Origin of the sequence: Amycolatopsis sp. NPDC051045 (assembly GCF_040682955.1) — a bacterium.
Lineage (GTDB): Bacteria > Actinomycetota > Actinomycetes > Mycobacteriales > Pseudonocardiaceae > Amycolatopsis.
This window is the reverse complement of the sequence record NZ_JBFBCC010000015.1, coordinates 77,329-89,370: the sequence shown is the minus strand read 5'-3', so window position 1 is coordinate 89,370 and position 12,042 is coordinate 77,329. Positions and strand designations below refer to the sequence as shown.

The following is a 12,042-nucleotide window of genomic DNA, read 5'->3' as shown; positions in this document are numbered from 1 at the left end:
AGACGGGTCAGGAGCCCGCGCCACCCAAACTCTCCAGGAGCGTCCGCAGGGTCGCGGCGAGCTCCTCGCGCTCGCCGGCGTCCAGCGCGGCCAGGATGCGGTGCTCGGTTTCGACGTGGTCGGGCAGCGCCCGGTCGATCAGCTCGCCGCCGGTTTCGGTCAGCTGCACGCAGACTCCGCGGCCGTCCGCCTCGTTCGGGGTGCGCTCGACCAGGCCCAGCGCCTCCATCTTGTCGAGGCGCTGGGTGATGGCTCCGGACGTGACCATCGCCGAGCGCATCAGCTCCGTCGGGGTCAGCCGGTAGGGCGGCCCGCTGCGGCGCAGGGTCGCGAGGACGTCGAAGGTCGCGCGGTCCAGGCCGTGGCGGGCGAACGTGCGGCGCAGTTCCGCGTCGACCAGCGCGCCGAGCCGGGACAGCCGGCCGATCACCGCCATCGGGGACACGTCGAGGTCGGGGCGCTCGGCGTGCCACTGCGCCAGGACCCGGTCCACGTGGTCGGCCATCCTCACAGCGTAACCGATGCCTTAGCGGTAAGTAAGTAGTGCTATTTACCTTAGCTGTGAGGTAAACTGACTTAGTGCTAAACAATCGGCTCGCCCTCCTCCTCGTGACCGCGCTGGCCCCGGCCATCTGGGGCACCACCTACCTCGTCACCACCGAGTTCCTGCCGCCCGGCCGCCCGCTGCTGGCCGCCGTCATCCGCGCCCTGCCCGCCGGCCTGCTGCTGGTCGCCCTCACCCGCCGGCTGCCGAAGGGCGACTGGTGGTGGCGGTCGCTCGTGCTCGGCACGCTGAACATCGGCGCCTTCCTCGCGCTGCTGTTCGTCGCCGCCTACCGGCTGCCCGGCGGGGTCGCCGCCACCCTCGGCGCCCTGCAGCCGCTGCTGGTCGCGGGCCTGTCCACCGGACTGCTCGGTGAACGCCTGACCCGGCGCACCGTGCTCGCCGGCGTCGCCGGGGTGGCCGGCGTCAGCCTGCTGGTCCTGCAGTCCGACGCGCGCCTCGACGCGATCGGCGTCGCCGCCGCGGCCGGCGGTGCGGTCGTCATGGCCACCGGCGTCGTGCTGAGCAAGCGCTGGACGTCCCCCGCACCCCTGCTGGCGACGACCGGCTGGCAGCTCGTCGCGGGCGGGCTGGTGCTCGTGCCGGTCGCACTGGCCGTCGAAGGCGCACCGCCGCCGACGCTGTCCGGGGCGAACCTGGCGGGCTACGGCTACCTCGCGCTGATCGGCGCGGCGCTGGCGTACGCGTTGTGGTTCCGCGGGATCCGCGCGCTGTCGGCCACGCACGTGACGTTCCTCGGGCTGCTGAGCCCGCTCGTCGCGACCCTGCTCGGCTGGCTCGTGCTCGGCCAGCGGCTGACGCCGTGGCAGCTGCTGGGCGCCGGGATCGTGCTCGCCGCCGTCGTCCTCGCCCAGCGGCGGGCGTTGCTCCGGTCGGGGGCTGATAATTATCAGCCTTTGACAACCGCTCACCGGGACACCGACTCTAAAATGGTCTGAACAACTTGCGATCATCGGCCTCGACGAGGAGGCGCCCGTGCGCACGACAATGCCCTTCCGACGGCGGCTGGGGGTGCTCGCCGCGGCGACCGCGACCGCGGCCGGCCTCGCCACCGCCATCGCCCCCGCCGCCGACGCGGTACCGGCCACCATCCCGCTGAAGATCACCAACAACTCCGGGCGCAGCGACCCGGTCTACGTCTACGACCTGGGCACGAACCTGGCGACCGGGCAGCAGGGCTGGGCCGACGCGAACGGCACGTTCCACGCCTGGCCCGGCGGCGCGGTGCCGCCCATCCCGGCCCCCGACGCCGCCATCCCCGGCCCCGCCAACGGCCAGTCGAGCACCATCCGGATCCCGAAGTTCTCCGGCCGGATCTACTTCTCCTACGGGCAGAAGCTGGTGTTCAAGCTCGCCACCGGCGGGCTGGTGCAGCCGGCGGTCCAGAACCCGGCCGACCCGAACGTGAACATCCTCTTCAACTGGTCGGAGTACACGCTCAACGACGGCGGACTCTGGATCAACAGCACCCAGGTGGACATGTTCTCCGCGCCGTACGCGGTCGGGGTGCAGCCCGCCGGCGGCACCACGAGGAGCACCGGCCACCTCAAACCGGGCGGCTACAACGGTTTCTACACGGCGCTGCGCGGCCAGCCCGGCGGCTGGGCCAACCTCATCCGCACCCGCTCCGACGGCACGGTCCTGCGCGCGCTCGCCCCGAGCCACGGGATCGAAGCCGGCGCGCTGCCCGCGAACGTGCTGCAGGACTACATCGACCGCGTCTGGACGAAGTACAGCTCCTCGACGCTGACCGTGACACCGGTGGCGGACCAGCCGAACGTGAAGTACTACGGCCGCGTTTCGGGCGGCACCATGAACTTCACCAACACCTCCGGCGGGTTCGTGACGGCGTTCCAAAAACCGGATTCCGACAGCGTTTTCGGCTGCTACAAGAACCTCGACGCGCCCAACGACGTCCGCGGGCAGATCTCACGCACCCTCTGCGCGGGGTTCAACCGCTCGACGCTGCTGACCAACGCGAACCAGCCGGACACCAGCGCGGCCGGCTTCTACCAGGACGCGGTCACCAACCACTACGCGCGCAAGATCCACGCGCAGATGGTGGACGGCAAGGCCTACGGGTTCGCGTTCGACGACGTCGGCCACCACGAATCCCTGGTCAACGACGGCAACCCGGCGACGGCCTACCTGACGTTGGATCCGTTCAACTAGAGCCTCACCACGACCGGCGACACCGGCGTATCCCCGAGCGACGTGCCCCGGGGTGCGCCGGTGCTCGCCGGAACGGGCACCGCCCGGCCCCTCACCTCCACCACCGGCGGCCCGCACACCACCAGCTCCACCACGAGCACCGGTACGACGACCACCGCGGTCCACCGGGACATCCGGGCCTTCGCCCCGGGCCGGGGGCTCCGCCACCCGCAACCCCCGAAAAGCCCCTGTGACATCCGGGCCTTCGCCCCGGGCCGGGGGCTCCGCCACCCGCAACCCCCGAAAAGCCGTATTCGCATGATCGGTTCACCCCGATCCGTCTCCACCACTCCCACCGGGCACACGGCGGCCGCCGCGGAGACGGTTCAGCGCGAACGAGGTATTTCCCGCGCCCTCACCGGATCGGATGAGCGGGGGGAAGACCGTGAAGGAGTCCCCTGATGGCGTACGGGTCCAAAGGGTCGCTCTTGGCTAGGCTGAGTGGGTCAAGCGGAGGTGAAGTGGACACCACGACCCTGCTCGAGGCCGCCGCGCGCGGCGACCAGGCGGCCTGGGACGCCCTGGTCGACCGGTACGCCAGCCTGCTCTGGTCGATCGCGCGCGCCCACCGGCTTTCCGACGCCGACGCGGCCGACGTCGTCCAGACGACGTGGCTGAAGCTCGTGGAAAACTTCGGCCGGATCAAGGATCCGGAGCGGCTGCCCGGCTGGCTGGCCACCACCACCCGGCACGAGTGCCTCCGCCAGATCCGCCGCGCCGGCCGGGAACGCCCCACCGACGACCAGGTCTGGGAGAGCGAGCCGGCGCCCGGCGCGGGCGTCGACGCGGCTCTGCTGCTCGACGAGCGCGACGCCACGCTCTGGCGCGCGCTCGGCCTGCTGTCCGACCAGTGCCGCCGGCTGCTGCGCGTGCTCATGGCCACGCCCCCGCCGTCGTACGCGGAGGTGGCGGCCGCCCTCGACATGCCGATCGGCAGCATCGGCCCGACCCGGCAGCGCTGCCTGGGCCGGCTGCGCGAGCGGGCCGGCCAGGCCGGGCTCAGGACGGAGGACCGGACATGACCGGCGACGACGAACTCATGGACGTCCTGCGGGCAGCCGCGGCGCAGGCGGACCCGGTGCCGGACCTCGTGCTGCGCCAGGCCCGCGCGGCCTTGGTCACCCGCAACCTCGACGCCGAGCTCGCCGCCCTCGCCTTCGATTCGGACCTGGCGGAAGCCGGCGCGGTCCGCGCGGACGGCGACGACGTCCGGTTGCTGTCGTTCGAGTCGGCGCAGGTGTCGGTGGAACTGCAGGTGGAGTACGCGAACGGCCGGGTCGCGCTGCGCGGCCTGATCACCGGCGCGACGGGCGACGCGGTGATCGAGGTGGCCGGCGAACGGCACGTCCGCCCGATCGGCGCGGAAGGCTGGTTCACGGCGGCGGGGCTCCCACGCGGCGCGACCCGGGTGCGGGTGACCGCCGCGGACGGCACGGCGGTCACCACCGGCTGGGCGAGCCTCTAGGTCACTCGGACACGTGGGGCACGTCGATGCTGCCGTTCAGGTCGAACACGGTCATCGGCTCGGCGGCCTTGAGCACCTCCGCGGCGGCTTCCCGGGCGTTGAGCCCGTTCGCGGCCATCAGCGCGGCGATCTTCCCGGTGACGATCGCCGCCGAGAAGGAAGTACCGCTCCAAACCGCGTAACCGTTGAACTTCGGTTCTTCGTCCGGCGGCTGTGCCGGGTAGCCCGGGTGGAAGTACGGGCCGACCACGTCGACCCCGTCGGCGTAGGCCGCGATCCACGGCCCGAAGTTGCTGAAGTCCGCGACGCGAAGGGTGCCGGAGTGGTCGGCCGAGCCGACCGGCAGCACCAGCGCGTGCTTGTCGTCGACCTCCCCGGGGACCGTGGGCGCGAGCTTGATCCCGGCCGGGTAGACCCGCTGCCGCATCCCCCGGTTCCCCGCGGAGGCGACCACGACGGTGTCCGGGGACAGCCGGCGCAGCGCATCCTCGATCGCCTTCGGCGGCCGGTCCTCGAAAGTCTGGCCCGAGAACGACAGGTTGATCAGGGTGACCCCCTCCCCGCGGAGGTCGTCGAGGGCGTTCGCGACCGCCAGGTCCTCGGCGTCACCGCTCTGCTCGTCGATCACGCCCTTCACCCGGACACCGACGTCCGGCCCCACCTGCTTCAGCACCACCCCCGCGACGAACGTCCCGTGCCCGGCGGAGCCGGCCGGGTTCCCGTCTTCGCCGCGGACGACCCGGACCGTGTCCTCCGGCTCGTAAGCGACGCGTTCGCCGAGGAACTCGTGCGGGTGGCGCTCCCGGAGCACGATCCCGGTGTCGATCACCCCGGCCCAGTGCCGGATGTCGCCCGCGGGCACCGGCGTCAAGGTGTCGTCCGTGGGCTTCGGGCGCAGATCGCTCCAGATGATCCGGTCCAGCCCGAACAGGTGGTTCGGGCTCGCGCCACCGCTCCGCAGCGCCGCCAGCACCTCCGGGACGGAGCGCGCGCCGGTGAAGCGGCGCAGCGAGCCGGCACCCCCGGCCGGGTGATAGCCGAACCCTGCCAGTTCGGCTTGGATCGCGGCACAATCGTCGGCATGGACCAGCAGCTCGCCTGCTCGATGGCGGTATCGCGGCATGTCTTCCCCTCCGGGACCGGTCATGGGTGAACGGGTCGGCAGCCCGATCCGCGAACTCCTCCATCTGATACTGCGCCGATCGGTACCGATCCGACCACAGCCACGGCCGAATGACTTCGCAATGACGATTACCTGCCGCGCGGGGGCCGGCCTGCTTTTGGCCCGATCGATACACCCCGGCCGGCGCGGGCACCAGCGCTGATGACCGGTGCACTGGCCAAGGCCGTCGCCGCGGCGGACCTCGCGTTCACCGCGCCGGCCAAGGCGCGGGCACTGGCCGGCGCCGCACTCGCGGAAGCCGGCGGCCACCCCGAGGCCGCCGCGGTGGCCGAGCACGCGCTCGGCCTCGCCGGGGTGTCCATGGGCCACCTGACCGACGCCGAAACCCGGTTGCGGACCGCGTTGCGGCTGGCGGACGGCGCCGGGCTGCGCGAACGGGCCGCCCAGACGCGCGGGGTGCTCGGCTACGTGCTGACGCTGACCGGGCGCACGGCCGAAGCGCTGCGCGAGCTGGACCGCGCGATGCCCGAGCTGACCGGGCCGCCGGCGGCGCGGCTGCGCATGCAGCGGGCTGTCGTGCTCACCGAAATCAGCCGGTTCGGTGCCGCCGCCGCGGAGTTCGCGGCCGCGCTCGACACGCTGCGCGCGGCGGGCGGGGACGACCTGATCGAGGCGACGATCCGCACCAACCGCAGCATCGTGCTGGCCCGGCTCGGCGACTGGCGGGGCGCCGAGGAAGACCTGCGCCAAGCGGAAAGCGGGTTCGCCGCGACCGGCCACATCGGACGGACGGCGATGGTGTGGCAGAACCGCGGGCTCGCCGCCACCGTCCGCGGCGACGTCCCGGCCGCGCTGACCGCCTACGACGAAGCCGACGCGCGGTACCGGGAGGCCGGCACCGACCCCGGCCTGCTGCCGATCGAGCGCGCCGAAACCCTGCTGTCCGTCCGGCTGATCGCCGAAGCGCGCGAAGCCGCAACCGCCGCCGTCACCGACTACGAACGCCGGCGCAACGCCGTCGACCTCGTGCAGGCGCGGCTGCTGCTGGCGAAGGTCGCGCTGCTCGACGGCGACCCGGGCACGGCGTTGCGCGAAGCGTCGCTGGCGCGGCGATCCGCGGCCCGGCAGCACCGGCCGGGCTGGGCCGCGCTCGGCGGTTACCTGGCTCTGCGGGCCCGCCGCGACAGCGGGCTCCCGACGACGGCGATGCTCCGGTCGGGCCGGCGCACGGTGGCGGCGCTGACCGAGGCGGGCTGGGTGGTCCCGGCCTTGGACGCGCGGCTGATCGTCGCGTCGCTCGCGTTGGCGCTCGGCCGTCCGTCAGTCGCGGAGGCGGAGCTGACGGTCGTCGGCCGGGCCGGGCGCGGCGGCCCGGCCGAGATGCGGGCCCGCGCCTGGCACGCGACGGCGTTGCTGCGGCTGGTCCACGGCGACCGCCGGGGCGCGGACGCCGCGGTGCGCGCCGGGGTCCGGGTGATCGACCGGTTCCGGGCCGGGCTGGGGGCGAGCGAGCTGCGCGCCCACGCGTCGGGCCACGCGAGCGAGCTGACCGGGCTGGGCCTGCGGCTCGCCGTCGAAGCGGGCCACCCGGAGGCGGTGCTGCGCTGGGCGGAGCAGCGGCACGCCGGCGCGCTGCGGCTGCGGCCCGTCCGGCCGCCGGACGACGAAGGCCTGGCCGCGGACCTCGCCGCGCTGCGCCAGGTCGCCGTCGATCTCGCCACGGGCACCGGCCAGGCGCCGGCTCTGCTGCGCCGGCAGGCCCGGCTGGAGAAGGCGGTGCGCGACCGGGCCCGGCACACCGCGGGAGTGTCTGCTTCGGACACTCGCATCCCGGCACGCGCGGAGCTGGCCGCGGCGCTGGGCCCGGCCACGCTGGTGGAGTACCTGGAACTGGACGGGCGGCTGACCGCGCTCGTCCTCGGCGGCGGCCGGCTCCGGCGGTGCGAACTGGGCCTGGCGGCCGAAGCCGCGGAACACCTGGACGAGCTGCGGTTCGCCCTGCGGCGGTCGGCGTTCGGCCTCGGCTCGTTCGCGGAACTCGCCGGGCGGACGGCACGGCGCCTCGACGACCTGCTGCTGGCCCCGCTCCCGCTCGCCGACGGCCCGCTGGTGATCGTGCCGACCGGGCGGCTGCACGAACTGCCGTGGCCGGCGCTGCCGTCCTGCCGGGGACGTCCGGTGTCCCTGGCGCCGTCGGCGGCGCTGTGGCACCGCGCGGCGACCGCGCCCCGCGGCGAAGGCGGGGACCACGTCGTGGTGGCCGGTCCCGGGCTGCCCCACGCCGCCGCGGAAGCCGCCGCGCTGGCCCGCCGCTACCCGGGTGCCCGGCGGTTCACCGGCCGCACCGCGCGGGTGGAGCCGGTGCTCGCCGCGCTCGACGGCGCCGCGCTCGGCCACCTCGCCGCGCACGGGGTGTTCCGCACGGACAACCCGCTGTTCTCGTCGCTCCGGCTCGCCGACGGCCCCCTGACGGTGTACGACCTGCAACGGCTGGCGCGCCCGCCGCGTCAGGTCGTGCTGTCGGGCTGCGACTCGGGCCGGTCGGCGATCCACGCGGGCGACGAGCTGCTGGGCCTGGCTTCGGCGCTGCTCGCGCTGGGCACGACGAGCCTGGTGGCGACGGTCCTCCCGATCCCCGACGACGCCGGGCGCGCCCTGATGGTCCGCCACCACCGGCACCTCGCGGCGGGCCTCGGCCCGGCCGCGGCACTGGCCAGGGCCCAGGCCGACCTCCCGGACTCCCCCGCCGCAGCCAGTTACGTCTGCTACGGCGCAGGCTAACCCCGCAACCCGCGTGATCCAGCCCGTAACCCGCGTGATCCACCCCGCAACCCGCGTGATCAGGCCCGTAACTCGCGTGATTAAGGCCGTAACTCGCGAGTTCCGGCTTCAATCACGCCAGTTCCGGGTTCAATCACGCCAGTTACGAGCCTGATCACGCCGGGGTGGCGCGAACCGGGTCATCATGGAGCGGTGCGGATCACGGCTTGGTGGCGCGGCATCAGCCCGCGGCGGCGGCTGATGCTGAGCAGCGTCGCCGCCGTCGTGGTCGCCGTCGTCGTCGCCACGGTCATCGCCACCTCCGGCGCGAAGGCCGCGCCGGAGGCCGGGACGCCCGACCAGAACAAGCCTGGTCCGGTACTGCTCGTGCCCGGCTACGGCGGTGGCCGGGGTGCGCTCGAGACCCTCGCCGAGCGGATCCGGCAGGCCACCGGCCGCTCCGCCGAAGTGCTCACCCTGGCCGGCGACGGCACCGGCGACCTCGTCGAACAGGCCGCCGTCCTCGCCGAAGCCGTCGAGAAGGCGTACGAACAAGGCGCGCCTTCGGTCGACGTCGTCGGGTACTCCGCGGGCGGCGTCGTGGCCCGGCTGTGGGTCGGCCGCGAGGGCGGGGAACACCAGGCTCGCCGGGTCGTGACGCTCGGCGCGCCGATGCACGGCACCGGCCTGGCCACGGCGGGCGGCGCGCTGCTCCCGGACGCGTGTCCCACCGCGTGCGTGCAGCTGGCACCGGGCAGCAGCCTCCTGCAGGAGCTGGCGAAGCAGCCGATCCCGCCGGCCCTGCCGTGGCTGTCGCTCTGGACGGACCGGGACGAGACGGTGACCCCGCCGGACTCCGCCCGGCTCGACGGCGCCGTCAACGTCGCCCTGCAACAGGTCTGCCCCGGAAACCCGGCCGGCCACGGCGACCTGCCCACCGACCCCGCCGTCACCGAGATCGTCCTGCAGGCCCTCGGCACCACCCCGCTCGAAGCCCCCGCGGAATGCCTCAGCTCGTGACGTCCTTCGTCGCGAAGTTCGCCCACGAGGCACCGAAGAACACCACGATGTAGCCGGCCTGCAGCAGCAGCCCGTGGTCGATGTTGCGCCACAGCACCGGATCGCGGAAGAAGTCGATCCAGGACAGCCAGTAGTGCGTCGGCAGGTAGGGCTTGACCGACGCGGCCGCGTCCAAGGTCTCCAGCACCGAACTCGTGATGAGCACGGCGAGCCCGCCCAGCGCGGCCCCCAGCGCCGAGTCGGACACCGTCGACAGGAAGACGGTGATCGCGGCGAACCCGAGCATCGACACCACGATGTAGGTCACCGCGCCCAGCAGCCGCAGACCCAGCCCGGACGAGCTGAGCGACTGCCCCGACAACGACGTCACCCCGGTCGGCTGGCCACCGGGCCCGGCGACGCCGGGCGTGCCGCCGGTGCCGAACAGGATCACCCCGAGCACCAGCGACGTCAGCACCACGATGACGATCGCCGCGGTGACGTAGACGGCGAGCGCGACCATCTTGGCGCCCAGCAACCGGGTCCGGCCGACCGGGCGCACCAGCAGGTACCGCAGCGTCCCGCCCGCGGCCTCGCCCGCGATCGAGTCGCCCGCGACCACCGCGACCGCGATCGGCAGGAACAGCGGCAGCACCAGCGCGAGCGCGGCGGCCGGGTACAGCGCGCCGTCGTTCACCACCGCCGAGAGGAACGCCCCGCCCTGCCCGGGCGGCGGTGCGAAGTCGGCCGTCGCCAGGAAGACGCCGACGATGGCGGGCAGCAGGCACAGCAGCAGCACGCTGAACCACACCCGCGGCCGCAGCGCGAGCTTCTGCAGTTCGACGCCGATCATCCGGCCGCCCCGAACCGGTCCGACCCCGGACCCGTCACCTCCAGGACGACCTGTTCCAGCGTCCGCTGTTCGGCGTGGATGGACCGCACGCGCACCCCCGCCTCGACGAGCAGCGCGTTCAGCGCCGCCGGGTCGTCGTGCCGGATGACCAGCCGGTCGCCGTCACGGGCTTCGAGCTGCCCGTCGAGGACCGCGGCCGCCGCTGCGGTGTCCGGCGTGCCGACCAGGATCCGGCCGGTCGCCGCGCGCAACGTGTCCAGGTCCTCCTCCAGCACGAGCCGGCCCCGGTCGACGACGCCGACGCGCGTGCAGAGCTGCTCCACCTCGGCCAGCAGATGGCTGGACAGGAACACCGTGGTGCCGCCCGCGTTCAGCTCGGCCAGCAGCTCGCGGATCTCCTTGATGCCCTGCGGGTCGAGGCCGTTGGTCGGCTCGTCGAGGATCAGCAGCCGGGGCCGCCGCAGCAGCGCGCCCGCCAGCCCGAGCCGTTGCCGCATGCCGAGCGAGTACGCCTTCACCGGCCGCTGGTCGACTCCGCCGAGCCCGACCTGTTCGAGGGCTTCGTCGATGCGACGGCGCCGCGTGCGCCGCCCGCCACCGCGTCCGGCGGCGTCGAGCAGCGCCAGGTTCCGGCGCCCGGACAGGTGCGGGTACGCGGCCGGGCCCTCGACGAGCGCACCGACGTCGGGCAGCACCTCGGCGACCCGCTTCGGCACCGGTTTCCCGAGCACCTCGATCTCCCCGGCGGTCGCGTAGACCAGGCCGAGCAGCATCCGGACCAGGGTGGTCTTGCCCGAGCCGTTCGGGCCGAGGAAGCCGTAGCGGTCGCCTTCGCGGACTTCGAGGTCGACCGCGTCGACGGCCACCGTGCGGCCGTACCGCTTGGTCAGCGCGCGCGTGACGATCACGGTCCGCTCCGGCGCGCTCGGGCGAGCTCGTCCGCCACGGATTTCAGGACGTCCGGCGTCACCGTCCCGGCCAGCAGGTAGGAGCGCCGCGAGACCGACGACCGCACGATCGCCAGCGACAACGGGGTGATCGACAGCTGCACGACGCTCCCCGCGGCCAGCCTGGCCTGCACCGCACCGGCCTTCGCGGCGGCGTCGCTCGCCGCGTTGGCCACGGTGCGCGGGACGGCGATCACGGCGAAGGCGGCCAGCCCCGTGCCGTAGAGGGCGGCACCTTGGACGCCCCCGAAGTCCGACGACGCCACCGGACGGCCGGCGAGCCTCGACGGCAGCGGGACCTGGCTGTACGCGCCGAGCGTGTCGGTGACATCCGGGGCGCTCGCCACGGTGAACCCGGACCCGAGCACCGGCCGCGGCGCCTCGACGACCGGCATCGTCTGGTCCAGCTGCCGGAACTCGGTCACCAGGATCGGCGCCTCCTGACCGCGCGCGGTCACTTCGACCCGCACCGCCACCCCGGTCGCCGGGTCCGCCCAGACGTCCACCCGCCCGATGGTCGTGGCCGGATCGGCGGGGGTGAGCCGCAACCCGGACGCGGCGACGCCGGCGACGTTCCGCCCCGGCAGCGCGCTCACCGGATCGCCCTTCGCCGCGCGCAGGATCCGCCGCGCGAGCTCGGGCGGCAGCAGGTCCCCGGCCCGCGGCAGCCGGACGGCCGGCTCGCCGATCAGCTCGGTCAGCGTGTTGTCGCCGTAGTCCCACGTGTATTCGCCGTCGGGGAGCCGGTAGACGTCGTGCTCGCCGGCGGTGCCGAGGATGTCGACGCGGTAGCGGTCGGGCCCGGCGTACCACGCGCGCATCGGCGTCCGCATCGAGAAGAGCGCGGTGACGGCGGCGAGGTTCGGCAGCTCCGGCAGGGCGAGCGAACCGGCGCTTTCGGCGTAACCCTGGTACGGCCGTCCGGCGGAGCCGAGCACGAGAGCGCGCAGCTCGGCCGGGTCCGTCGCCGCCGGAACCGGGGCGAGCGCGGCGACGACGGACGGCGCGGAAACCAGCACCGCGGCCACGGCGGCGACGACCGCCCACCGGCGCCGCGTTTCGTGCCGCACCACCGAGGGCGTCATCCGGCATCACCTCTTCCGTCCTTTGTACGCCATG

Annotated in this window: 12 protein-coding genes; 6 read left to right on the top strand and 6 right to left on the bottom strand. The window is 73.9% G+C overall.

Annotated elements, in window-relative coordinates:
* Window positions 1–7: 7 nt before the first annotated feature.
* Window positions 8–505 carry a MarR family transcriptional regulator gene (locus AB0M80_RS30590; RefSeq protein ID WP_364571855.1) on the bottom strand — a complete coding sequence of 166 codons (498 nt, stop codon included), beginning with the start codon at window positions 503–505 and terminating at the stop codon, window positions 8–10.
* 74 nt (window positions 506–579) lie between these two features.
* Between AB0M80_RS30590 and AB0M80_RS30585 the strand changes: the two genes are divergently transcribed.
* Both AB0M80_RS30585 and AB0M80_RS30580 read left to right on the top strand, forming a co-directional pair.
* Entirely contained in the window at window positions 580–1,503 is a 924-nt protein-coding gene (locus AB0M80_RS30585) for an EamA family transporter (protein WP_364571853.1), read from the top strand.
* A 37-nt stretch (window positions 1,504–1,540) separates the two neighbouring features.
* On the top strand, window positions 1,541–2,737 hold the full coding sequence (locus AB0M80_RS30580; RefSeq protein ID WP_364571851.1) for a glycoside hydrolase family 64 protein: 1,197 nt from the start codon (window positions 1,541–1,543) through the stop codon (window positions 2,735–2,737).
* On the opposite strand, the gene AB0M80_RS30575 is transcribed toward AB0M80_RS30580, so the two are convergent.
* Window positions 2,734–2,910, bottom strand: a complete 177-nt coding sequence (locus tag AB0M80_RS30575) for a hypothetical protein (protein ID WP_364571849.1) — start codon at window positions 2,908–2,910, stop codon at window positions 2,734–2,736. The genes AB0M80_RS30580 and AB0M80_RS30575 overlap by 4 nt on opposite strands.
* Window positions 2,911–3,237: 327 nt before the next feature.
* On the opposite strand from AB0M80_RS30575, the gene AB0M80_RS30570 reads away from it, so the two are divergent.
* Together AB0M80_RS30570 and AB0M80_RS30565 are read left to right on the top strand one after the other, a co-directional pair.
* Complete coding sequence (locus tag AB0M80_RS30570; protein ID WP_364571847.1) at window positions 3,238–3,798, top strand: sigma-70 family RNA polymerase sigma factor; 561 nt, start codon at window positions 3,238–3,240, stop codon at window positions 3,796–3,798.
* Window positions 3,795–4,241 carry a hypothetical protein gene (locus tag AB0M80_RS30565; RefSeq protein ID WP_364571845.1) on the top strand — a complete coding sequence of 149 codons (447 nt, stop codon included), beginning with the start codon at window positions 3,795–3,797 and terminating at the stop codon, window positions 4,239–4,241. The genes AB0M80_RS30570 and AB0M80_RS30565 overlap by 4 nt, the downstream gene beginning before the upstream one ends.
* 1 nt (window position 4,242) lies before the next feature.
* Here AB0M80_RS30565 and AB0M80_RS30560 read toward each other — a convergent pair whose 3' ends face one another.
* Complete coding sequence (locus AB0M80_RS30560) at window positions 4,243–5,364, bottom strand: S8/S53 family peptidase (protein ID WP_364571843.1); 1,122 nt, start codon at window positions 5,362–5,364, stop codon at window positions 4,243–4,245.
* A gap of 201 nt (window positions 5,365–5,565) precedes the next feature.
* On the opposite strand from AB0M80_RS30560, the gene AB0M80_RS30555 reads away from it, so the two are divergent.
* Window positions 5,566–8,145, top strand: coding sequence for a CHAT domain-containing protein (locus tag AB0M80_RS30555; protein ID WP_364571841.1), 2,580 nt, complete (start codon window positions 5,566–5,568; stop codon window positions 8,143–8,145).
* A 192-nt stretch (window positions 8,146–8,337) separates the two neighbouring features.
* On the top strand, window positions 8,338–9,144 hold the full coding sequence (locus tag AB0M80_RS30550) for a lipase (protein WP_364571839.1): 807 nt from the start codon (window positions 8,338–8,340) through the stop codon (window positions 9,142–9,144).
* Here the strand turns inward: AB0M80_RS30550 and AB0M80_RS30545 are convergent.
* Genes AB0M80_RS30545 through AB0M80_RS30535 form a run of 3 tightly spaced genes read right to left on the bottom strand, consistent with a single transcriptional unit; the run spans window position 9,134 to window position 12,008 of the window.
* Window positions 9,134–9,976 (bottom strand): ABC transporter permease, encoded by an 843-nt coding sequence (locus tag AB0M80_RS30545; RefSeq protein WP_364571837.1) that lies wholly within the window; start codon window positions 9,974–9,976, stop codon window positions 9,134–9,136. The genes AB0M80_RS30550 and AB0M80_RS30545 overlap by 11 nt on opposite strands.
* On the bottom strand, window positions 9,973–10,884 hold the full coding sequence (locus AB0M80_RS30540; protein WP_364571835.1) for an ABC transporter ATP-binding protein: 912 nt from the start codon (window positions 10,882–10,884) through the stop codon (window positions 9,973–9,975). The genes AB0M80_RS30545 and AB0M80_RS30540 overlap by 4 nt, the downstream gene beginning before the upstream one ends.
* Window positions 10,881–12,008, bottom strand: coding sequence for a hypothetical protein (locus tag AB0M80_RS30535; RefSeq protein WP_364571833.1), 1,128 nt, complete (start codon window positions 12,006–12,008; stop codon window positions 10,881–10,883). Before AB0M80_RS30535 ends, AB0M80_RS30540 begins: the two co-directional genes overlap by 4 nt.
* Window positions 12,009–12,042: the final 34 nt, after the last annotated feature.

What these genes read in the sequence shown, in the direction of transcription:
- AB0M80_RS30590 (WP_364571855.1), bottom strand. Translation starts at nt 505, where the DNA reads ATGGCCGACCACGTGGACCGGGTCCTGGCGCAGTGGCACGCCGAGCGC.
- AB0M80_RS30575 (WP_364571849.1), bottom strand. Translation starts at nt 2,910, where the DNA reads ATGTCCCGGTGGACCGCGGTGGTCGTCGTACCGGTGCTCGTGGTGGAG.
- AB0M80_RS30565 (WP_364571845.1), top strand. Translation starts at nt 3,795, where the DNA reads ATGACCGGCGACGACGAACTCATGGACGTCCTGCGGGCAGCCGCGGCG.
- AB0M80_RS30560 (WP_364571843.1), bottom strand. Translation starts at nt 5,364, where the DNA reads ATGCCGCGATACCGCCATCGAGCAGGCGAGCTGCTGGTCCATGCCGAC.
- AB0M80_RS30555 (WP_364571841.1), top strand. Translation starts at nt 5,566, where the DNA reads ATGACCGGTGCACTGGCCAAGGCCGTCGCCGCGGCGGACCTCGCGTTC.
- AB0M80_RS30545 (WP_364571837.1), bottom strand. Translation starts at nt 9,976, where the DNA reads ATGATCGGCGTCGAACTGCAGAAGCTCGCGCTGCGGCCGCGGGTGTGG.
- AB0M80_RS30535 (WP_364571833.1), bottom strand. Translation starts at nt 12,008, where the DNA reads ATGACGCCCTCGGTGGTGCGGCACGAAACGCGGCGCCGGTGGGCGGTC.